Genomic DNA, 20,303 nt, shown 5'->3' on the forward strand with positions numbered 1-20,303 from the left:
CCGAGCTGATGGCCAAGCATCATGAGGCACCTGCTTCACTCCAATAACCGTGTTGCACTCAGTTCCTGCAACCGCCCCCTCTCTACATGTCGTAGTCCTCCAGATCCACATCTTCGTCACGCACACGACGTAGAGCTGCAGGGTCATCGATTACCGGCGCATGCCTTTCGGATATGACAGGCTTTCGCACGGCCTCCACTTTCTGTTGCTCGACCTCAACCTCAACCAGATCACTCTTCTGCCCTGCTGACGGCCGCTGCCGAGTCGTTCGCACGTTGGCCAAGTACTTCATGTATTCATCGGGCAGATAGTCCATCAGAAATCGTCGTAACGAGTTGTACGAGACGATGATCCCGACCTCGCTCAACATGACCTGCTGCTCGCGGATGGGGGTTGCCAGCCGGGTCGCCTCGCGGAGTATCTCGATCCTCGGCAACAAAGCCCTCACCGCCCACCCCTTGGTTCTGCGCACATCCTGTAAGCCCGCAGCCGCTCGCTGCTTGCGCCGCTCCAGAGCCTCGCGCAGAGCTCGAGTCATTTCGTCGGCATCCTGCTGCAGGCGAGCTGCCTGCTCTGCCTCAGTGGTTATCTCTCCCCCGCCGCGCTCTACATCATCACCAGACATTGACTTGCTCCTATCACGCAGCGCCTGTTCCGCGCTGCTTCAACTGGTTGCAAGTCAGTATGACGGTCGACCGCACCCCTGGAAATGCTTGTAAACATGGGATCGCCGCGCCGTTACGCCCCATAATACTTGCAAACTAAGGATCGTCAATTTAAACATGATACCTACATCACAAAATTAAAGACTGTATCTATAACCAGCATCAAGAGAGGAATACCTTGCTAACACGGCTGCACTCTCCGAGATGTCGGGAACGACCGCAGGCCAGGCGCGGAGCGGCCCGCAGCAGGAATCGAGATAACAAATGGTTAACGAGGCCCTCACGTGAGCGGCCTGGAGGAAGTCGGCATGGGAACGTCACTGACGCAAACACTCACCGATCCGGCCACGGAGGCCCGCCTGCGCCGTCTCTCGGCACGTTTGCAGGTGCCCAAGTCCCGGCTTTTGGAGGCCCTGCTCACGATTGACGAGGCCGATCTGGCGGCAGCAATCGAGGGACATTCAGGCCGACTGCACAGGACCGTCAGAGGCAAGAACCTGATCGACAGCGACCTGCGCTTGGCTATCGCCGCAGCCGTTCGTGATCACCTCGAAGCGCTGACGACGGTCAACGAACACATCGTGCGAGAAGCCGCCCGGCTGGGCGTGGCCAGCGCAATGCAGGAGCTGCTTGTCGGGGCAGAAGGAGACCGCGAGTGAGCGTTTTTAGTGTCGACAAACTCTATGCCGATGCCGTGCAGTCGCGGGCGGACTATCACGAGCGAGGCGAGTTGCAGCAGGCTGGCCCCGCTCCTAACAGCGGGCGCGAGGACTACTTCCATCAGGTGAACAGCGATATTCCTTTGGCCGGCTTCATCGGCTCCGCCGCCGCAAGTCTGGGTCTGCATGACGAACCACAGACTGGTGACTATGCGCAGATCTTCTCCGGCATACACCCACGCACAGGCTTGCCTTTGCTCTCGCCGCGGCGCCTTGCCGAGTTGCAGTCCTCCGAGCGCTGTGTAGCGGGCTACTCGACATCGCTGAACTGCGACAAATCGATTTCCCTGGCCTATGCGGCGGCCAGCCGGCCCGTGCAGCAAAAAATCGAATCGGCCGTGCTGGAAGCCTCACGGCGGACCTTTGAAAACCTCGAGCAGCGCGGGCTGATCCGTACCCGCCGGGGGCTGGCGGTGCCATTGCGGAAGAGGCCGGCCTACTGGCGATGCAGTACCTGCATTTCACTTCGCGAGATCTCGATCCGCATCTGCACGTCCACCTGGAAATACCCAACATGGTGCAGGCCCCCGATGGTGGGTGGCTGAGTCTGGATGCTAGTGAGCTGTTCGACCGGCAACGCGAAATTGCCCTGCTTTTCGACGCCGCCCTGGCTCACGCGCTGCGCCGCGATGTTCCGGAGCTGGCAGTCAGTCTGTACAACGACCTGGAACTGTTCGGGCTGATGGTTGCAGGCATTGGCGAGGAGCAGATCCGCCAGTTCTCCAGCCGCCGGGCACAGATCCTGAGCTGCGTACAGGAAATGGCGGAAAGCGGTGCAGCGGCGAAACGGGCAGCAGCCAAGCGCACCCGGAACCGCAAACAAGCGGTTGATACCACTCTTCTGCGCCAGCAATGGTCCGAGGCGCTCACCGACATCCATCTTGCACCTGCCGAGCGGCAGCCGCCCAGCCTCCTCTTGCTGGAAACACTGCTGTTCAAGGGGGGATCGGTATTCGATCGCCTCGCTCTGGATCGCCTAGCAGCACAGCTGGCCATCGACCATGGCGGCCTGGACGGGCTGGAAATCCTGCGCAGCGAGCTGATCCGTCAGATGCGCATCATCCCGCTCCCCATCAGCAACGGACGGCAGCTTTACACGACACTGGACATGATCGAGATGGAGCGCGACCTACTGCACTTCGCCAGCGCCAGCCGTTTCGCTCCTCAATTTGCCCTGCAGTCGAGCTCGGTGACAGCTGCGCTGGCTTCATTTCAGTCACAGCGAGGATTCGAATTGCGCGATGAACAGGCCCATGCCGTCCACCATGCCGCCCAGGGCAACCGCCTGGCGCTGGTCCAGGGCGCAGCGGGTGTCGGCAAGTCGGCCTCGCTGGCTGCCCTGAAAATCGCCTATGAAACCGATGGCCGCCGGGTCATTGGCCTCGCCCCCAGCGGCGCTGCCGCGGCTGAGCTGGAGAAGAGCTCGGGTATTGCCAGCTCGACGATACATGCGCTGCTAATGAAGTTGGAGCTGGGCAAGGGCGACAAGCGCTTTCAGCTCCAGGCCGGCGACGTGCTGATCGTCGACGAAGCCGGCATGATCGATACGCGCACATTGCATCGGCTGGCCAGCCACGCGTCACAGGCTGGCGCCAAGCTGGTCCTGGTCGGCGATGAGCGCCAGCTGGAAGCGGTCGGCTCGGCATCGACCTTCGCCATGCTGGGACAGCAGATCGGTCGCGCGGAAATCATCGAGATCGCTCGCCAGGCGGATCCGGCCGACCGGGCCATCTCACAAACCTGGTACGAGGGAGAGCCAGGACAGGCTCTACAGATGATGCAGAACCGCGACCTGCTCAGGATCAGTGGTGACCATCCCACCAGCGAGCGACTGCTTGCCGACGCCCTGCAGCTCACCGCTGGTGGCTCCGACTGGCAGCAGGTTCTGCTGCTGGCCGACCGCAACCAAGACGTGCGCCAGCTCAACGAGCGGGTACGGGAAGCCCGGCTGGCCGCTGGCGAGATCGAAGCCACTAAGGAGCGCATTGTTCGTGTCGAACTGCCCAAGCAGGGTAGCGCCCAGCTGCGCATAGCTCCCGGTGATCGCTTGCTGCTGCGCAAGAACGCCGAGCTGGGCGGACAGCGGCTCTACAACGGCGACCGCGCCGTGCTGATGGGCATCGATGAACGCCCAGGCACGACTGCCGACATGGCTCCGGAAGTCACGCTGCGCCTGCGCCTGGATCGCGGCTCACAGGAGATCACCGTTCCGCTGAGCGAATACGCCGCCTTCCAACATGGCTATGCAATGACTGTCCACAAGAGCCAGGGACTGACTGTCGACCATGCACTCTATCTCGGCAGCGCGATGAGCACTCGTCGTGCCGCCTACGTCGCCTTCACTCGCGCCAGACAGCCCAGTCGGTTCTACCTGGACGCCGACGACTACCTCACCTTTGCCCGCAACACGGCTAGCTTCAGGAGCAAGGCCTGCGCTCTGGATGCCATCCCCTCCGCAAAGGCTCACTCCCCTGCGCCCCACGAAGCGATGCTCTTCTCCGACCAGCCAGATACCTTGACGGTGCTCAACCGTGGAGGGAATGCCTTCTCCTATCCAGGTAGGAGCGCAACAACCACTCATTTACAGCCCACTCTACAGTTACGGCTAATCGGACCGTCGTCCGACAGGCTTCGTCAGGGACAGCATGATGGTTACCGGATTACCGAAGTGAGTGATCATGAGCACTGCTGGCAAAGCCTAGTACGCCTGTGGCTGAAACAGGGCTGGCAGAAACTGGCACTGATGCTGACAGCATTGCCAAGTGGCCCCTCTGAACAGAGGGGCACTTCCTACTCCCACCGGCATGGCAAGCTATCGCCACAAACCGTCCGGCAGTGCACGATCCTGCAGAGCTGCAAACTTACTGCAACACTCGCGACAAATTCAGCGGTGACAAACATCCCAACCGAAACAAGCCTTCAGCCCATAGGTACAACTGAGCTGCACGAAACACCAGCTGATGAGATCGCCCCATATTGGGCTCCGATGCCCTGATCCAGACACTCTGCCGGAAACCAACCAGCCCCAACAGATCTGCTACTGGGCGTACAGGAGCTGACATCTGCGCCGAGCGGAGCTCTACGCTTGCAGCATCCCAGCGACTGGCAACTGAGCTACGCGCATCAATCGCGCCGGTTTGGCTGGGCACTGCGGGGACCGGGCACATGCTGACGCTCTCGGAGATATGACTGGTGCTCGACCCCGTTGACATGCGACTGGGCATCAACGGCCTATTCCTGCGCATCCCACAGTCGCTGGGGCATTCGCCCGACGGCAGCATCTACCCCTTCCGCAATTGCGTCTGGCTTACGCAGTGCCGCGATACCTTCGCATGATCCGCAGCGGGTGCCGAGTAGTGCTCAAGGCTTTTTTCACTGTTCACAGTCCGCCAGAGCGGAGCCATTACAGCATCTGGCATGGATTTTCAATGCCTATTTTTTGGGGAAATCTACTGGCGATTAAAACCTGCAGCTCCGATCAAATACCAGCCAGTTCCATTCGAAACCATCAACTAACGCAGGTATTAGCTATGAGCATTGTGAACGGGACAAACCGACGCATCATGCGCCGAGCGGAGGTGCTAGCAGCCACCGGCTATTGCCGCGCGTGGATCTATGCGCTCATGCGGCAGGGGAAATTTCCTCTGGCACGTAAAATTGGCGCTCGTGCGGTTGGCTGGGATTCCCGGGAGATCGAGGCGTGGATTGCCGAGCGACTGGACGAGCCGACTCGATAATGAAAACAGCCACCCGCACAGAAAAGCTGACCAGCCGCACACACGGCCAGCATGACGTCGCTACCGATGCAGCCCTCAGCAGAATTGCCCGCAGCCGCGCCCTTACACGCCTAACCAGGTCATCCGCTCCAGACACTGCAGAGGCATAACCCATGAATGATTCTCAATGCTGCCACCAAGCGGCGACGGCCCCGGCTTGTCCGGAGAAAGTCACCAGCCTGATCGCCATCCGCCGCTTGGGACTCATGGACGGCGAGCACATTGCGGTACTGCCTGCATGGCAAACCACTGCCGAGAGTCTAGCCCTGAAAAACGCTGAACTACTGGAGGCCCGCTATGACTGATCACGTCCTGCTGTTCCGCCGTGAGCTGGAAGTCGCCTTCGGCCCGCTGGATTGGCTGCCGATCCCGGACGGCCAGATCCACCGCTTCCACGTCCCCGGCGACCGTGCCGGATCGCGCAACGGCTGGTACGTCCTGCACCTGGACGGCATCGCGTCTGGTGCGTTCGGCAGCTGGAAGGCGGGCGCATCGAGCACCTGGAGCAGCCGCCGCCCTGCCGACCACCTGGAAGCCCAGCTGATCGCCCAACGCATCGAGCAGGCCAAGCGCCAGCGCGAAGCCGAGCAGCGCCAGCGCCAGCAAGTCGCCGCCATCGAGGCCACCGGGCTGTGGGCGGTCGCTGATCCTGCCGACCCCGGCCACCCGTACCTACGCCGCAAAGGCTGCCAGCCGCACAACCTGCGCCAGCTGGGGGACGTGCTGCTGGTGCCGCTGTACCTGGGGTGCCAGCTGGTGAACCTGCAACGCATCCCCCCGGACGGCATCAAGAAGCGCTTTCTGCCCGGCGGCCGCGTGACGGGCTGCTATTCGCCCATTAGCCGTCTGGAGCCTGGCCAGCCCATCTACATCTGCGAGGGCTGGGCGACCGGGGCGACGATCCACGAAGCCAAGGATGCCGCCGTGGCCTGCGCCATGAATGCCGGCAACCTGCTGCCCGTGGGCGACCGCCTGCGCCTGGCCTACCCGGAAAACCCGCTGATCTTAGCCGGCGACGATGACCGCCAGACCGAGGGCAACCCCGGACGCACCAAGGCCACCCGCGCCGCCAGCTTGCTGGGCTGTGGGCTGATCTTCCCGCCCTGGAACGGTACCGAGCCGCTGGAACTGTCCGACTTCAATGACCTGCGCCAATGGCGGGAGGCGAACCAATGACCGTAGCCGAGCTGATCCCCGAGGCCCTGCCGGCCTGCCCCGAGCCGCTGCCGCTGCTGCCGGATATGGAGACCGCCGCACCCTACCCGCTGGCCGCCCTAGGTGACCTGCTGGGAGGCGCTGCCGCGGCCATCATCGAGGCCGTACAGGTGCCCGACGCGCTGGCCGCGCAGTCCGTCCTGGCAGCAGCGGCGATGGCCGCACAGCCACACGCCAATGCGCAGCGGGCTGGCCAGCTGATCCCGCTGGCCCTGTTTGCCCTGACTGTTGCCGAGTCTGGCGACCGCAAGACCGCCGCGGACCGGCTGGCGCTGCGTGCCCACCATGACCGCCAGCGTCAGCTTCTGGAAGCCTACAAGGCGGAGGCGAAGGAGTACCGCGACAAGCGTGACGCCTACCAGCGCTGCCGCGCGCAGGTGCTGGAAAAGGCCAAGGGCAGCCCCGAGGCCGTGGCCCGCGAACTGTCCTACCTGGAGGAGCCATCGCCACCGCTGTTGCCGTACATCCTGGCTGAAGAACCGACCCTCGAGGGTCTGCAAAAGTCCCTGTTGCACGGCCAGCCCTCGCAGGGGCTGTTCAGCGACGAAGGCGGGCTGTTTTTCGGCGGACACGCCAGCAGGCCTGAAAACATGCTCAGGAGCGTGGCCGGCCTGTCCAAGCTGTGGGACGGCGCCCCGATCACACGCACCCGCGCCGCCGAGGGTGAGAGCGCATCGCGCAGCGGCTGCCGTCTGAGTGCCCACCTGATGATTCAGCCCATCGTCGCGCAGGCGGTGCTGACCAACCCGATCATGCAAGGGCAAGGCTTCCTGGCGCGCTTTCTGGTGGCCTGGCCACAGTCACTGGCAGGCACCCGCCTTTATCGCGACACAGACCCAGCTCGGGATGCCCGCTTGGAGCGCTACTGGCAGCGCATGACGCGCCTTCTGGCGCTTGCCCCTCCGCTGGACGACAGCGGCGAGCTGGCGCCACCAGCACTGCCCCTGGAGAGCGACGCGCTGGCCGCATGGATTGCCACCCATGACGCCATCGAAGCCGAACTGGGCAAAGGCGGAGACCTGCAGGAGATCAAACCGACCGCTGCCAAAGCCGGGGAAACCGTGCTACGTATCGCTGGCGTGCTGGCCGTCATCGAGGAAGCCGGCGCCATCACCCGGCCTATCATCGAGCGCGCTGCCACCCTGGTGCGCTGGTATCTGGCCGAAGCCCTGCGACTGACCAACCCGGTCAAGGCGGACCCACGTCTGGCCAGCGCGCAGCAGCTGTTCGACTGGCTTTGCGCCAACGGCTGGAAGCGCTTCGAGGCCCGCACCCTACAACGGGAGGGGCCGCGCTTTGCGCGCAAGAGCGCCGCGCAGCGTGACCAGCTGCTGGCAGTGCTGGTGGAACATCACCACCTGCTGACCAGCGACGGCAAGCAATTCAGGATCAACCCGCTGGCGACAACGGCGACAGTGGCGACAACGCCCGCACCGCAAGGGGCCAACCGTGGCGACACACTGGCGACACATGGCGACAAGCCGCAGCAAGCACCCTCCCTGTCGCCACCTGTCGCCAACCTGTCACCAACCGATGCCTCAGCAATGGCGTGGTCTGTCGCCACTGTCGCCACTGTCGCCACGCCGTCGAGGTTCGGGGGTGAGCTGTGACCGCTGCCGAACTGCTGACGGCGGCCCGATCTGAGGGCGTACAGCTAGCGCTGGTAGATGGTCGCCTGACCTGGACGGCTGATCGCCAGCCGCCTGATGACCTGCTGATGGAGCTTGCAGCCCGCAAGGTCGAGTTGATCGCCACCCTTTCCGCCGCCAACGATCCGCAGACCGCCGCAGCGCCAACAGTAGCAATACCCAGACCAATCCCAGCGCCCACTGCCGAACACGCCGCAGAGGCCGCCAGCGAGCCGCAGCGCATTATCCGCACCGCCGCCACAGCCACGCCTGAATGGCGAGCAGCGCGGGATCACTACCTTGCCCACGTCATGACCTGCCAGGCCTGCCACGCCCCGACAAGCCGCCACTGCCCGACCGGAGCGGATCTGCGCGACACCTACAACGCCACCCCTCTGGAGCTGCCCCCATGCCCTACCTGAACAACATAGGCACACTGGCCCGCATCGGCCTGAAGCCCGGCGCCACTCTAGGCGACCGCCTGACCATTGCCCGGCACGTCCTGCGTGCGCTGTGTGCCGAGCACCACACCCTGCGCCGCAAGGCCAACCAGCTGCGCCACCACCTGCCGTTCCCCCCGACTGGCTGTCAAAAAATTAGAGCAGTAGGCACGCGACAACCGCGTCACTGAGTCGGCGCTGCTGGTCCATGCTTGTGGATGGCGTGTGCGACCTGCTGAGCGTCAACACGGTGGAGCAGGTGCAGGCCCGCGCAGAAGGCGTGGATAGCCTGCCCGGGCTGGTGTTCACCTACGATCTGGAGACCAGCGCCAGCGATCGCCCGCGAGGCCCGATGTTTGAGGTGTGTTCCCTGGCCGTGGCGGAGTTCATTCAAAGCACCCCCGCTGGCGCGCTGCCCGATTCGTTCGCGTCGAGTGAAGTGTTCGGGCCGAAGCTGCCGCCCATGCTGCGGATCGTCGGCAAGTAACCCACCCGCTGCCGGCTGCTGGGGTTCGCCCTGGTGGCCAGCATGGTCACGCCCCTTCACCGTTACGGCACCGCCTGCCCACCATGCGCACACGCCGGCACCCCGCCCAGCAAGGTACTTACCCACCCCGCCATGCGTTGCGAATCATACGGGTTGCAGTCCTTCACTGCAGAAACTCACGCATTAACCGAAACGACGAATGCCTGTGGCTTGATGCAGGGCCTGTACTGGATAGATCCGTCACGCCCGGAAACGGCAGACTGAGCGCATATCACCGCTGTGTACGTGCCAGTCGTGCCACGTGTACCACAGCCTAGGGCCACGTAGCTTCCAGCTAAGACCACAGCCAAAAAGGCGCGTATATAGGTGCCACAGAGATTCATGCTTATGGCACCAGCCCTCAGCTGAGGGCAGATCGGGCAGCGGTAGAAATGGTAGTTACCCGCCCCCGCACAGATCCGTACGAGCGGAACTACCGCATATGGCTACCACCTCAGGCACGTGACACTGTGGTGGCATAGGCTGCCCAGTCGACCATGAGGGCGCGGCGCTTGTCGAATATGTCGCCGCGCCAGTATGCGGCTTCGGCTCCGGTGGCGACGGTATGCGCCAGGGCCATCTCGCAGACCTCCCGAGGGTAATGCGTGCTCTCTGCTGCCCAGTCGCGGAACGTAGAGCGGAAGCCGTGCATGGTCAGCTCTCCGCGTCCCATCCGGCGCAGCCCCATCAGCATGGCCATATTCGACAGTGGGCGACCCTTGCGCGCACCAGGGAACAGGTACGGACTGCCCTCGATACGCGGCAGGCTGGCCAGCACGGCTAGAGCGGCATCAGACAACGGCACACGGTGTTCCTTGTCGGCCTTCATCCGGGCGGCGGGTATCGTCCAGGTACGCGACTGCAGGTCGATTTCATCCCACGTTGCCCCCAGCACCTCCGAGGTGCGGCAGGCGGTTAGGATGGTCAGCCGCATGGCCTGATAAGTCAGGTCATCATGGGCGGCCAGCTCGACCATGAATGCCGGCAGCTCCGACCACGGCAAGGCCGCATGGTGTTCTCGTGCCTGTACCTTCGACCGCTTGGGCAGCAGCTTGTCCAGGTGCCCGCGCCAGCGCGCTGGATTCTCGCCGTCGCGCAGGCCGCGTGCCTTGGCTGCATCGAGGATCAGCTCGATTCGGTTGCGAACGCGACTGGCGGTCTCGGTCTTCTCTCCCCAGATCGGCTGCAGAATCTCCAGAACGTGCGCGGTGGTGATTTGATCCGCCTGCAGGTCGCCGATGATCGGCTCGGCATAGGTGGCGACGGTGTTCTCCCACTGCTGCGCGTGCTTGGCATTCTTCCAGCCGGCGCGATGCGCGGCGATGTAGTCGGCGGCCAGGGTCTTGAAGGTCACGGCGCGAGACTTGGCGCGCTCCAGTGCTTTCAGCTCTGCCTGCATACGCTGGCGCTCGATTTCCTCCTCTAGCTGCTGGCGCTCCCGCTCGGCTTCCCGCTCTGCCAGCGGGTCTATGCCGGCCTTGGTTTTCCTGCGCGCCTCGACAGCCTTCTCCCGCGCATCAGCGAGACCTGTTTCCGGGTACGGCCCGAGACCCATGTCGCGCGACTTGCCGGCGATCTTGTAACGGAAAATCCAGCTCGTGCCGCCCGTCTTGCTCACTTGGAAGTACAGCCCTTCGCCGTCATTGGTCAATCCGGGTGTCTTGGCCTTCGCCAGACTCTCAATCGTCTTTGCAGTCAGCTTGCCCACTGTTGCCCTCCGGTGCTTGACCCATACCCTGACCCATACCCCTCCGACCCATACTCTGACCCATACCTATGACAGTGGCTCTTGGTTGTGTGTCGGTGGCGCTTGGTGGACGATAATACGCTGCAAGCCCCGTAGAATCTAGGTCTTGCAAGGGTTTGAGTATTTTTCAGTGGCGCTGGATAGACAGCCGATTGGCGGACTCCCTCACCGCCATATTCGAAAGCCCCTGATTCTCCTGGAGAATCAGGGGCTTTTTCGTTTCCCCCCGATCAACCTCGGGGCGGCCGCGCCACCGCGCGCCAAGCCAGGCCGATCAGGGCAATCACGCAGAAACCGGCCCCCGCCTGGAACGTGGCCGCCGCCCCCAGCCTGTCCCACAGCAGACCGGCGACGACGCTGGCGAACAGCATGGCGATGCCGCTGACCAGGCTGAAGAAGCCGCAGGCCGTGCCGCGCAGGTCGGCCGGCGCGGTATCGGCCACCATAGTCGCCAGCAGTCCCTGCGTGATGCCCATGTGCACACCCCACAGCGCCACACCGGCGAAGAAGACGCTCCAGTGGTCGCTCGCCGCGAGCACCAGGTCGGCCGCCATCAGCACGACCAGCCCAAGGGCCAGCAGGCTGCGCTGACGCCTTTCTTCCGCCTCTGATACCATACCCCCCTATACCATATCCGGGCGAGCGAGCATGGGCCACATCATCCATCAGAAGTCGAAGCTACTGGGACGGGTGCGACGCATCCGGGGTCAGGTCGAGGGCCTGGAGCGCGCGCTCGAGGCCGAGAAGGGCTGCGCCGACATCCTGCACCAGATCGCTGCCGTGCGCGGCGCCATCAACGGCCTGATGGTGGAGGTGCTCGAGGAGCACGTGCGCGCGCACATCGCCGACCCGGCGATCACCAGCGACGCCGAGCGCCGTCAAGGTGCCGATGAGTTGATCGCCGTCCTGCGCACCTACCTGAAGTGAGAGCTGCCATGCACGCCGACAAACTGTCCCGATGGATGCACGACCACGTCTTCGATACCGGTAACTCCGCCGCCGAACGCAGCACCCGGGTGGTGATGTGGATCACGGCTGCGACCATGGTGGTCGAGATTGCCGCGGGCTGGTGGTTCAACTCGATGGCCCTGCTGGCGGATGGCTGGCACATGAGTTCGCATGCCGTGGCGATCGGCCTTTCCGCGCTGGCCTATGCCACGGCCCGGCGCTACGCCAGGGATCCGCGCTTCGCGTTCGGCACCTGGAAGATCGAGATCCTCGGCGGCTTCTCCAGCGCCATCTTCCTGCTCGGCGTGGCCGTGATGATGGTGGTGGGTTCGGTGGAGCGCATCCTCTCGCCGCAGCCCATCCAGTACCTGGAGGCGATCGCCATCGCCATCCTCGGCCTGCTGGTCAATCTGGTGTGCGCGCTGATCCTCGGCAAGGCGCACCATCACGACCATGGTCATTCCCATGGGCATGGACATGAGCACGGCCACGATCACCACGACCATCATCACGACCTCAACCTGAAGTCGGCCTACCTGCACGTCATCACCGATGCGGCCACCTCGGTGCTGGCCATCGTGGCCCTGTTCGGCGGCTGGCTATATGGCTGGGCCTGGCTGGACCCGCTCATGGGGATCGTCGGTGCCGTGCTGGTCGCGGTGTGGGCCCGGGGGCTGATCGTCGACACCGGCAAGGTGCTGCTCGACCGCGAGATGGATCACCCGGTGGTCGACGAGATCCGCGAAGTCGTGGAAACCGCGAGCGACGCCGGGGCAACCCGGATCGCCGACCTGCACGTCTGGCGGGTGGGCAAGCAGGTCTACTCCTGCGCCATGACGGTGGTGACCCAGGATGCGACGCTGACGCCGGATGACGTGCGCGAGCGCCTGTCGGTGCACGAGGAAATCGTCCACTCGACCATCGAGATCCATCACTGCCCCGAGCTGTCCGCTGGAGCGAGCGCATGAAAACGCTGCGACGGTCACCAGAAGGGATCGCCCGCAGGCTTGCCGGGCGAGTGCGCTCTGCGGGCATTTCGCTGTACTGAGCGACGGGGTAAAGTCGGGAACCCCCACGCCAACCGGCGCTTCGCCATGCCGCAGCAGACCCCGCCACCGATCACCCCCGACCTGTTCGCCAGCCTCGCCGAACCGCTGCCTGCCACGGAGCGGCTGGGCGCACAGGCCTGGCTGCTGCGCGGCTTCGCCCTGCCCTTCGTCGAGGCGCTGCTACCGGCGCTGGCGGAAGTCGAGCAGGCGGCGCCGTTCCGGCAGATGCTCACCCCCGGAGGGCAGACGATGTCGGTGGCGCTGACCAACTGCGGAACCCTGGGCTGGACCAGCGACCGCCGCGGCTATCGCTACGAGCCGCTCGATCCGCTGAGCGGCCGCCCCTGGCCGGCGCTGCCCCCGGCATTCCTGCATCTGGCCCGGGAAGCGGCGGCGGCCGCGGGCTTCGCCGACTTCGCGCCGGACGCCTGCCTGGTCAACCGCTACCTGCCCGGCACGCGCATGGGCCTGCACCAGGACCGCGCCGAGCGCAGCCTGGCGCACCCCATCGTCTCGGTTTCGCTGGGCATCCCGGCGGTGTTCCTGTTCGGCGGATACACGCGCCGCGAGCCGGCACGGCGGGTGCCGCTGGTCCACGGCGATGTGCTGGTGTGGGGTGGCGAGGACCGCCTGCGCTTTCACGGCATCCTGCCGGTCAAGGCGGCAGTGCACCCGCTGCTCGGCGCCCGGCGGATCAACTTCACCCTGCGCAAGGCCGGCTGAACACCTAGCGGGCGATGGCGTAGCGCTCGAGCGGCGCCGTCACCGGGCGGACCAGGCTGGCGCCGCAATACTCCTGCAGATCGGCCTTGAGCCCCTGGGCCACGCCGTACAGGTAGTCGCTCTCGGTCTGCGCGTGTCCCTGGACGATCACCAGCACCGAGCGGGTCTCGCTGCGCACCGCGGTGGCGGCCGACTGCAGCGCCTCCAGGCGGCTCAGCACCTGGCCGCGACCGTCGAAGCAGGCGTACTCGCCAGCCGGCAGCGCCACCGGCGGCAGACTGTCGCGCACCTGGAAGCGCTCGCCGCCGCGGGTCAGGGCCAGGGTCACCGGCAGGCGCAGGTGCGCCAGATCATGGGTCGAGATCGACAGACCGCTGTTCAACGACCACTGGTTGGCCAGATCGACCAGCGGCGAGACGTTGGGCAGGCGGCCGCGGGCCTGGTACAGATCGAGCAGGGCCTGCGGCGACGGCGGCAGGGCCGCGGGCAGCCGCCCGATCTGCCGGCGCAGGACGCCGAAGCCCTGCTGCACGCCCCGGCAGCGCTCGGCGTCGAAGGCGGCGCGCAGCTCGACCAGACGATGCTGCAGGCGGGCCGTCGCCAGCCGGTTGTTCAGCCCGTGGAGGGTGAAGGCGATGGCCTTGAGGCCGAGTTCGGCGGGAGTATCGAGACGGAAAACTGGCATCAGCATGGTGGGAGCTCCGATGGGGACTGGCGCCGTGACGATGCGTTGTGGTCCTGCCCCGGGCAGGCCGTGTCGAGCGGCAGCATATGGCGCATATCCAAGCACTATCCGTGCCAGACGGCGTTTTCCTTGCAGATCAAGGTCATTGCCGAGGCTCTGGCTGCATCTGCCGCCGCGCAGTGCGACAAAACGAAGCAAGTGTCACAATGGCGACCACAACGCACTGCAAAGGATCGCTCCCGTTTCGATTAAGTCTGACTTAAGTCTCCCGCGCTACCGTCTCCGGTCATCCTGACCGGGAAACCCTGTCCACCCGGTCCTACCCAACAACAACCCGACAACGCAAGGATCAACCATGCCGCTTGCTGTACCGCGCCGCCCCGGCGCCTTCTACTGGCTGCTCACCTGGCTGGCCGTGGCCGTCAACCTCGGGCGCTTCTTCGATCTCGCCCCGTCTTCCTGGCTGCTGGTCTACCAACTGGTGCTGATCGGCAGCTATGCGCTGCTGTTCGTCGCCCCGGCCTGGGCCATCAGTCGCCTGGTGGGCCGCTTCGCCCCCCGGACCGGCGCGGCGCTCTCCGTGCTGCTGGCCGGCGTGGTGCAACTGGCGCTGTACGGCGACCACCTGCTCTGGCAGCTGTACGGCTTCCACCTCAACGGCTTCGTCTGGAACATCGTCACCACCCCGGGCGGCATCGAGGCACTGGGCTCCTCGGCGTCCACCGAGCGCGAGGTGGCGTTGCTGGCTGTCGGCATCTTCGCCGGCCAGGGCCTGCTGCGCCTGCTGGCCCACGGCCTGGCCCGCCTGCGCCTGCCGGCGCCGCGGCTGGCCTGGGTGCTGCCGCTGTTCCTGGTCGCCACCCTCGGCGAGCGCGTGAGCTACGGGGTCGGCCACTTCTACGGCTATAGCCCGCTGCTGGAGAGCGCCCAGCGCGTGCCCTTCTACCAGCCGCTGACCATGCGCCGCGTGCTGGAGAAGCAGTTCGGCCTGGAGCGCCCGCAGCGCATGGAAGTGGCCAGCGCCGAGCTCAAGGGCCAGCTGCGCTACCCGCAGGCACCGCTGCGCATCGAGGCTCCGGCCAAGCCGCTGAACATCGTCTGGCTGGTCGCCGAGTCGTGGCGCGCCGACACCCTGAACGAGCGGGTGATGCCGCAGACCCACGCCTTCGCCCAGCGCGCCCAGCATTTCGTCAGCCACTTCTCCGGCGGCAACGGCACGCGCATCGGCATGTTCAGCCAGTTCTACGGCCTGCCGGCCAACCTGTGGTTCCCGGTGCTGGATGCCCGCGTCGGCAGCCCGCTGATCGACGTGCTGCAGCAGCAGGACTACCAGATCAAGCTGTTCACCAGTGCGCGCTTCAGCTATCCGGAGTTCGACAAGACCCTGTTCGTCAAGGTGCCGCGCGAGCAGATGGTCGAGGACGACAAGGGCAATACCTGGGAGCGCGACCGCCGCAACGTCGACCGCCTGCTGGAGTTCGTCGACCGGCGCGATCCGGCCAAGCCGTTCATGACCTTCCTGTTCTTCGAGTCGCCGCACGCCAACTACAACTTCCCGCCCGAGTCGGTGATCGAGCCTGACTATCTGCCGGACTTCAGCTACGCCAGCATGGATCTGTCCCGCGACATCAAGGGCATCCACAACCGCTACCTGAACGCCGTGCACCACCTGGACAGCCAGCTGGCGCGGGTCACCGCGCACCTGGAGCAGAACGGCCTGCTGGACAACACCCTGGTGGTGATCACCGGCGACCATGGCGAGGAGTTCATGGAGAAGGGCCGCTGGGGCCACAACTCCACCTTCGTCGACGAGCAGATCCGCGTGCCGCTGGTGCTGTGGGTTCCCGGCCGCGAACCGCACCGGGAGAGCCTGCGCACCAGCCACGTCGACCTGCTGCCGACCCTGCTGCCGCTGCTCGGCGTGCGCAACCCCGGCCAGGACTACGCCATCGGCCACAGCCTGTTCGAGCCCAAGGCCGACCGCCTGCTGCTGGCCGGCGACTGGGACCGCCTGGCCTTCCTCGGCGAGCAGTACAAGCTGGTGCTGCCGTTCGCCAGCGGCAGCTTCGCCGGCATGGACGTCAGCCACGCCGACGACCGCCAGGTGAGCAACAGCACCAGGGTGCTGCAGACCAAGATGCCGCTGATCCAGGTGGAAATGGGCAGCCTGCGCCGCTTCCTCGCCCACTGAGCCGCGCGTCTACGGCCGGCCGCTGCCGGCCGGGGCACCGGGGGCCGGCGGTGCGTCGTCCTCGCCGCCCCCGCCGGACTGCGGCGTTTCGAGGAAGGCGCTTTCGGCCACGAAGCGCCAGCCTGAATAGCTGGCGGTGCCGGCGAAATCCGTCCATTGCGGCGGAAAGCCGGCCACCTTCAGCGGCGCGCGCTCGGAGCGGCTGTACACCCCGGTGATGCGCCCGTCGAAGGAGCGCACCAGCCCCCAGTCGAGGCTGTTGGTGATGGGATCGGGATACAGGCGGCGCAGATGGCGGCGCACGTTCGGCACGCGCTTGTCCTCCAGCAGCTCCTCGAGCCGCTGCGGATACTGGGCGACGCCGACCGAGGCGCGGTAGTAGCTGCGCAGCGCCTGGGCGTACTGGGTGCCGACCCACAGCAGCTCGCGTTCCCGGGCCCGCTGGCTGACGGTCGACCACAACTGGCCGGCGCCGGCCAGCGCCGCGCCCATCAGCATGACCAGGAACAGCACGCCGAGGTAGGTGAAGCCAGCCTGGCGACCGCCTGCCGCGCTACCACTCCGCATAGGCCGTCCCGTCCCGCGCCATGCCGGGCGCACCGCTCTTGACGTCGCCCACCGCGCCCTCGGCCCCGGCCGGCGGCGGCAGCGTCACCCAGCTGTCGCTGCGCTCGACGATGGGGTCCACCGGCAGCTGGCGCAGGTAGCGCTTTTCCACCAGCGCCTGCAGCGAATCGGGGTAGCGCCCGGTATCGCCGTAGTGGTGGTCGAGCGCCTCGCGCATCACTGCCAGGCTCTGGCGCAGCGACGTCTCCCTGGAGTTCTCCAGGCTGGTGAAGTAGCGCGGGACGGCGATGGTCAGCAGGGTGGCGATGATCACCATGACCACCATCAGCTCGATGAGGGTGAAGCCGGCCTGTCTTCTCATGCTGTCACCACTCCCGGTAGGGAATCCCGTTGAGCCCGACGCCGTCGACCAGCGAGTAGACGTCGAACACGTCCTCGCCCTCCTCCGGGTCGTCCGCCGGGCTGTCGTAGCTGCGCAGGCCCCAGCTTTCGGCTGCCGGCAGCTCGGGGTCGGCGAAGGGGTCGCGGGGGATGCGGCGCAGGAAGTAGACCTTGGCGCCCTTGGGGCTACGCAGGTCGCGCACCCCCTCCACCAGCACCTCGAGCGATTCCGGATAGCCGGAGCTGTCGGCGCTCTTCTCGATGTAGCCGGCATCGGCGGCGACCTTGTAGGCGTCGATGGCGTCGCGCAGCTGATAGAGCGCCTGCTTGAGGTCCTGCTCCTTGCCGCGGCGCACCACCGTCTCGGTCAGGGGGGCGGCAATTCCGGCGAGCAGGGCCACGATGGCCACGGTCACCACCACCTCGACCAGCGAAAAGCCAGCCTGGGCGCGTTTCATGGCTCAGGGTCCGACCGCCAGGGTCATCGGCTGCGGCAGGGCCGCCGCGACCAGGCGGTTGCCCTGCCCCACCGCCGAGAAGGTCAGCAGGCGGATCGGCGCCGCCTCGCTGGGCGCCAGCGCGCGGACGCGCAGGCGCAGCAGGCCGCCTTCGCCGGTCGCCCCGCTGCTGCCGCTGCGCGACAGGGCGACGTACACCCGCCCGCTGTCCGGGTCGAGGCGCGGAGCGAACGAGGTGCCCGCTTGGCCCTGCTTGAGGAAATCGCCCTCGACCACCTCGGTGACCTGCAGCGCGGCCGGATCGTAGGCCAGCTGCAGGGTCGAACTGCGCAGCGGCTGGCTGCCGGCGACATGCAGGACAATGGTCGCCTCCTCGCCGGCGCGCAGCTGGGTCGGCCCTTCCCAGGACAGCGTGAGGCCGCTGGCGGCAGGTGCCGGCGTCGAGGCCGACGGCGCCGTCAGTGCGGCCGGCGCAGCGGACTCCGCCGGCAGCTCGAGGGTCAGGCTGTCGCCGGTGACCGGGCGCAGGTTGGCCGGGCGCACGCGCATGCTGCCCTCGGTGCCGGAGGGAAACTCCATCTCGTGGGGGCTCATGTACGGCAGGTTGCGGACGATGCGCGGAGTGATCGACAGCACCAGCTCGGACTTGCCGAAGGTGTCCTTGTTGCTGCCGAACAGCCGGCCGACGCCGGGAATGTCGCCGAAGCCGGGGATCTTGTCGCCGCTGTTGCTGTGGTCGTTGCGCATCAGCCCGGCCAGCACCTGGGTTTCGCCGTCGCGCAGGCGCAGCATCGTCTCGGCGTTGCGGGTATCGACCTGCACCGGGATGGTTCCCGAACGGGTCTCCGCCAGCGGCGTGGCGTTGCTCACCTCCAGCGCCACCTTGATCGCCACCTCGTCGTTGAGGTGCACGGTCGGCTCCACCTCCAGCTTCAGACCGACGTCCAGGTAGGTGATGCTCTCGGTGATCACCGGGCCCTGGTTGGAGGGCGTCGAGGTGGCGCTGACCACCGGCACGCGCTGGCCGATGTGGATCTTCGCCTTCTCGCGGTTGGTCACCCGGATCACCGGGCTGGCCAGGGTGTTGATGTCGTTGTCGTTGGCGTTGATCTTCAGCTGCGGCGGCGGCGAGATGGAGATGCGCCCGGAGTTGATCCCGCGCAGCTGGTCGAGCAGGTTGACCGCGCTGATGGTCTGGGTGCCGTCGGCGTTGCTGATCACGTTCACCACGCCGAAGGTATTGGGCCACTGCAGGCCGAGATCGAGGATGCGGGTGCGCGAGATCTCCATCACCTGGACCTCCAGCACCACCTCGGGGTTGGACTGGTCCTGGGCCTGGAACAGCTTCTCGGCCAGGCGCACCGCCTCGGCGCTGTCGCGCATGGTCAGGGTGTTGAGGCGCTCGTCGATGAACACGTCGCGGGTCTTGAGCATGGTCTTGACCATGTCCTGCGCGGTCTTGGCGTCGGTGTTGGTCAGGTAGAAGGTGCGCATCACCAGGTCCTGGTAGTCGCGCAGCTTCTGCGGGGTGTCCGGGTAGATGACGATGGTGTTGTCGTTGACCACCTTGCTGAGCAACTGGTTCTGCTGCAGCAGCATGTTCACCGCATCCTCCACCGCCACCTGGCGGACGAAGATGGTGGCCTTGAGATCGGGGCGCACGTCCTTGTCGATGATGAAGTTGAGTCCGGCGGTCTGGGCCAGCACCTCGAAGATCAGCTTGAGGCTGGCGTCGCGGAACTCCAGCGACACCGGCTGGCCGAGCTTGGAGCGCAGCTGCGGGTAGGGCTGCACGGTACGCATCCGCACGGCGTCGACCTGCCGCTTGAGTTCGCTGGCGCCCTCGTGTCCGGGTTCCAGCGCCTGGATGGCCTCCACCTGGCGCTGCGCTCCCTCCAGATCGCCGCGGCGCATGGCGAGCTGGCCCTGGCGCTGCATCTCGGCCAGGCTGCCCATCTGCTCGAGCTGGTGCAGCGCATCGGCGGCGCGGCTGTTGTCCGGCTCGATGGTCAGCACCCGCTGGTAGCCCTCCGCCGCGGCGGCATAGTCGCGACCGGCCCGCGCGCGGTCGGACTGGGTCAGCAGGGTGGTCACCACACGGCCGCGCTGGGTGGTCAGCGCCATCTGCGTGCGGGTATCGCGCGGCGCGGCGCGGGCCGCCTCCTCGAGGGTCGCCAGACCCTCCTCGTATTGCCCCTCGTCGATCAGCTCGACCCCCTCGCGCACGGCGTTGCCGGCGCAGCCGGCCAACATCACCAGCGAGAAAGCCACCCCACACCAGCGTCCCGCCGGATGCCCCATGGTCGTCGTCATAACTTGCCCCCCACGGACAAAGTCTGGGTAAGGTTCAGCGGCAGATAGGTCAGGACCATCTCGCTGCCGCCGATCCGCTCCACCCGATAGGTGCCGTCGATCACGTCGCCGACGGTCACCGTGTAGATCTTCTCGCCGCGGGTGAGGAACACCCGCAGGCGCTCGGCATCGTCCAGCTTGCCGATGAACTCGAAGGGCAGCGCCGGGGCCGTCGCTGGCGGCGGCGCGACCGGCGGCGCTGGCGGCGGCGTCCAGGCCGGCACCGGGGCCGG

General features: G+C 66.0%; 21 protein-coding genes and 2 pseudogenes. 14 read left to right on the forward strand and 9 right to left on the reverse strand.

The window, feature by feature from the left end:
• Nucleotides 1–82: 82 nt before the first annotated feature.
• On the reverse strand, nt 83–625 hold the full coding sequence (locus E5198_RS15720) for a hypothetical protein (protein ID WP_136490942.1): 543 nt from the start codon (nt 623–625) through the stop codon (nt 83–85).
• A 324-nt stretch (nt 626–949) separates the two neighbouring features.
• On the opposite strand from E5198_RS15720, the gene E5198_RS15725 reads away from it, so the two are divergent.
• From E5198_RS15725 to E5198_RS15770, 10 genes are all read left to right on the forward strand, one after another.
• Nucleotides 950–1,324, forward strand: coding sequence for a hypothetical protein (locus E5198_RS15725; RefSeq protein WP_136490943.1), 375 nt, complete (start codon nt 950–952; stop codon nt 1,322–1,324).
• Complete coding sequence (locus tag E5198_RS15730; RefSeq protein WP_136490944.1) at nt 1,321–1,929, forward strand: relaxase domain-containing protein; 609 nt, start codon at nt 1,321–1,323, stop codon at nt 1,927–1,929. Before E5198_RS15725 ends, E5198_RS15730 begins: the two co-directional genes overlap by 4 nt.
• Nucleotides 1,830–4,379 (forward strand): AAA family ATPase, encoded by a 2,550-nt coding sequence (locus E5198_RS15735; RefSeq protein ID WP_136490945.1) that lies wholly within the window; start codon nt 1,830–1,832, stop codon nt 4,377–4,379. The genes E5198_RS15730 and E5198_RS15735 overlap by 100 nt, the downstream gene beginning before the upstream one ends.
• 535 nt (nt 4,380–4,914) lie before the next feature.
• Nucleotides 4,915–5,121, forward strand: coding sequence for an AlpA family transcriptional regulator (locus E5198_RS15740; protein ID WP_136490946.1), 207 nt, complete (start codon nt 4,915–4,917; stop codon nt 5,119–5,121).
• Between the two features lie 152 nt (nt 5,122–5,273).
• Complete coding sequence (locus E5198_RS15745; RefSeq protein ID WP_136490947.1) at nt 5,274–5,465, forward strand: hypothetical protein; 192 nt, start codon at nt 5,274–5,276, stop codon at nt 5,463–5,465.
• On the forward strand, nt 5,458–6,336 hold the full coding sequence (locus E5198_RS15750; RefSeq protein WP_136490948.1) for a toprim domain-containing protein: 879 nt from the start codon (nt 5,458–5,460) through the stop codon (nt 6,334–6,336). The genes E5198_RS15745 and E5198_RS15750 overlap by 8 nt, the downstream gene beginning before the upstream one ends.
• Nucleotides 6,333–7,985: a YfjI family protein gene (locus E5198_RS15755; RefSeq protein ID WP_178084085.1), complete on the forward strand. Its 1,653-nt coding sequence runs from the start codon at nt 6,333–6,335 to the stop codon at nt 7,983–7,985. Before E5198_RS15750 ends, E5198_RS15755 begins: the two co-directional genes overlap by 4 nt.
• Nucleotides 7,982–8,425: a hypothetical protein gene (locus E5198_RS22060; protein ID WP_256659166.1), complete on the forward strand. Its 444-nt coding sequence runs from the start codon at nt 7,982–7,984 to the stop codon at nt 8,423–8,425. The genes E5198_RS15755 and E5198_RS22060 overlap by 4 nt, the downstream gene beginning before the upstream one ends.
• Entirely contained in the window at nt 8,413–8,634 is a 222-nt protein-coding gene (locus tag E5198_RS15765; protein ID WP_136490949.1) for a hypothetical protein, read from the forward strand. Before E5198_RS22060 ends, E5198_RS15765 begins: the two co-directional genes overlap by 13 nt.
• A 32-nt stretch (nt 8,635–8,666) precedes the next feature.
• The gene (locus tag E5198_RS15770; protein ID WP_136490950.1) at nt 8,667–8,930 is read left to right on the forward strand and encodes a hypothetical protein; all 264 of its coding nucleotides are present in this window, start codon (nt 8,667–8,669) and stop codon (nt 8,928–8,930) included.
• 493 nt (nt 8,931–9,423) lie between these two features.
• Here E5198_RS15770 and E5198_RS15775 read toward each other — a convergent pair whose 3' ends face one another.
• On the reverse strand, nt 9,424–10,677 hold the full coding sequence (locus E5198_RS15775) for a site-specific integrase (protein ID WP_136490951.1): 1,254 nt from the start codon (nt 10,675–10,677) through the stop codon (nt 9,424–9,426).
• A gap of 269 nt (nt 10,678–10,946) precedes the next feature.
• A complete protein-coding gene (locus E5198_RS15780) occupies nt 10,947–11,333 on the reverse strand; it encodes an MFS transporter (RefSeq protein WP_256659167.1) in 387 nt (128 codons plus the stop codon).
• A 31-nt stretch (nt 11,334–11,364) separates the two neighbouring features.
• Between E5198_RS15780 and E5198_RS15785 the strand changes: the two genes are divergently transcribed.
• The 3 genes from E5198_RS15785 to alkB all read left to right on the forward strand — a co-directional run bounded on the left by E5198_RS15785 (nt 11,365) and on the right by alkB (nt 13,436).
• Nucleotides 11,365–11,643: a metal/formaldehyde-sensitive transcriptional repressor gene (locus E5198_RS15785; RefSeq protein WP_136490952.1), complete on the forward strand. Its 279-nt coding sequence runs from the start codon at nt 11,365–11,367 to the stop codon at nt 11,641–11,643.
• An 8-nt stretch (nt 11,644–11,651) separates the two neighbouring features.
• Nucleotides 11,652–12,632: a CDF family Co(II)/Ni(II) efflux transporter DmeF gene (gene dmeF / locus E5198_RS15790; RefSeq protein ID WP_136490953.1), complete on the forward strand. Its 981-nt coding sequence runs from the start codon at nt 11,652–11,654 to the stop codon at nt 12,630–12,632.
• 126 nt (nt 12,633–12,758) lie between these two features.
• Nucleotides 12,759–13,436, forward strand: coding sequence for a DNA oxidative demethylase AlkB (gene alkB / locus E5198_RS15795; protein ID WP_168772543.1), 678 nt, complete (start codon nt 12,759–12,761; stop codon nt 13,434–13,436).
• 4 nt (nt 13,437–13,440) lie between these two features.
• On the opposite strand, the gene E5198_RS15800 is transcribed toward alkB, so the two are convergent.
• Nucleotides 13,441–14,127: a phenylalanine--tRNA ligase beta subunit-related protein gene (locus E5198_RS15800; RefSeq protein ID WP_136490954.1), complete on the reverse strand. Its 687-nt coding sequence runs from the start codon at nt 14,125–14,127 to the stop codon at nt 13,441–13,443.
• A gap of 349 nt (nt 14,128–14,476) precedes the next feature.
• On the opposite strand from E5198_RS15800, the gene E5198_RS15805 reads away from it, so the two are divergent.
• Nucleotides 14,477–16,312, forward strand: coding sequence for a sulfatase-like hydrolase/transferase (locus E5198_RS15805; protein WP_136490955.1), 1,836 nt, complete (start codon nt 14,477–14,479; stop codon nt 16,310–16,312).
• Between the two features lie 9 nt (nt 16,313–16,321).
• Here the strand turns inward: E5198_RS15805 and E5198_RS15810 are convergent, their stop codons facing one another.
• The 5 genes and pseudogenes from E5198_RS15810 to E5198_RS21595 all read right to left on the reverse strand — a co-directional run.
• Nucleotides 16,322–16,879, reverse strand: coding sequence for a type II secretion system protein (locus tag E5198_RS15810; protein ID WP_136490956.1), 558 nt, complete (start codon nt 16,877–16,879; stop codon nt 16,322–16,324).
• Nucleotides 16,866–17,240 (reverse strand): type II secretion system protein, encoded by a 375-nt coding sequence (locus E5198_RS15815; protein ID WP_136490957.1) that lies wholly within the window; start codon nt 17,238–17,240, stop codon nt 16,866–16,868. Before E5198_RS15815 ends, E5198_RS15810 begins: the two co-directional genes overlap by 14 nt.
• Before the next feature lie 4 nt (nt 17,241–17,244).
• Nucleotides 17,245–17,718 carry a type II secretion system protein gene (locus tag E5198_RS15820; protein WP_136490958.1) on the reverse strand — a complete coding sequence of 158 codons (474 nt, stop codon included), beginning with the start codon at nt 17,716–17,718 and terminating at the stop codon, nt 17,245–17,247.
• A 429-nt stretch (nt 17,719–18,147) separates the two neighbouring features.
• A pseudogene (locus tag E5198_RS15825) lies at nt 18,148–20,019 on the reverse strand (secretin N-terminal domain-containing protein); the annotation flags it as partial.
• Nucleotides 20,020–20,027: 8 nt separating this feature from the next.
• Nucleotides 20,028–20,303: pseudogene (locus E5198_RS21595) on the reverse strand (hypothetical protein); the annotation flags it as partial.

Source organism: Pseudomonas sp. A-1 (genome assembly GCF_004801855.1).
Classification (GTDB): Bacteria; Pseudomonadota; Gammaproteobacteria; order Pseudomonadales; family Pseudomonadaceae; genus Geopseudomonas.

Excerpts from the sequence above, each read along its gene's own strand:
- E5198_RS15740 (WP_136490946.1), top strand. The coding sequence starts at position 4,915 with ATGAGCATTGTGAACGGGACAAACCGACGCATCATGCGCCGAGCGGAG.
- E5198_RS15815 (WP_136490957.1), bottom strand. The coding sequence starts at position 17,240 with ATGAGAAGACAGGCCGGCTTCACCCTCATCGAGCTGATGGTGGTCATG.
- E5198_RS15820 (WP_136490958.1), bottom strand. The coding sequence starts at position 17,718 with ATGAAACGCGCCCAGGCTGGCTTTTCGCTGGTCGAGGTGGTGGTGACC.
- E5198_RS15750 (WP_136490948.1), top strand. The coding sequence starts at position 5,458 with ATGACTGATCACGTCCTGCTGTTCCGCCGTGAGCTGGAAGTCGCCTTC.
- E5198_RS15780 (WP_256659167.1), bottom strand. The coding sequence starts at position 11,333 with ATGGTATCAGAGGCGGAAGAAAGGCGTCAGCGCAGCCTGCTGGCCCTT.
- E5198_RS15765 (WP_136490949.1), top strand. The coding sequence starts at position 8,413 with ATGCCCTACCTGAACAACATAGGCACACTGGCCCGCATCGGCCTGAAG.
- E5198_RS15805 (WP_136490955.1), top strand. The coding sequence starts at position 14,477 with ATGCCGCTTGCTGTACCGCGCCGCCCCGGCGCCTTCTACTGGCTGCTC.
- E5198_RS15810 (WP_136490956.1), bottom strand. The coding sequence starts at position 16,879 with ATGCGGAGTGGTAGCGCGGCAGGCGGTCGCCAGGCTGGCTTCACCTAC.
- E5198_RS15800 (WP_136490954.1), bottom strand. The coding sequence starts at position 14,127 with ATGCTGATGCCAGTTTTCCGTCTCGATACTCCCGCCGAACTCGGCCTC.
- dmeF (WP_136490953.1), top strand. The coding sequence starts at position 11,652 with ATGCACGCCGACAAACTGTCCCGATGGATGCACGACCACGTCTTCGAT.
- E5198_RS15720 (WP_136490942.1), bottom strand. The coding sequence starts at position 625 with ATGTCTGGTGATGATGTAGAGCGCGGCGGGGGAGAGATAACCACTGAG.
- alkB (WP_168772543.1), top strand. The coding sequence starts at position 12,759 with ATGCCGCAGCAGACCCCGCCACCGATCACCCCCGACCTGTTCGCCAGC.
- E5198_RS15735 (WP_136490945.1), top strand. The coding sequence starts at position 1,830 with ATGCAGTACCTGCATTTCACTTCGCGAGATCTCGATCCGCATCTGCAC.
- E5198_RS15755 (WP_178084085.1), top strand. The coding sequence starts at position 6,333 with ATGACCGTAGCCGAGCTGATCCCCGAGGCCCTGCCGGCCTGCCCCGAG.
- E5198_RS15785 (WP_136490952.1), top strand. The coding sequence starts at position 11,365 with ATGGGCCACATCATCCATCAGAAGTCGAAGCTACTGGGACGGGTGCGA.
- E5198_RS15745 (WP_136490947.1), top strand. The coding sequence starts at position 5,274 with ATGAATGATTCTCAATGCTGCCACCAAGCGGCGACGGCCCCGGCTTGT.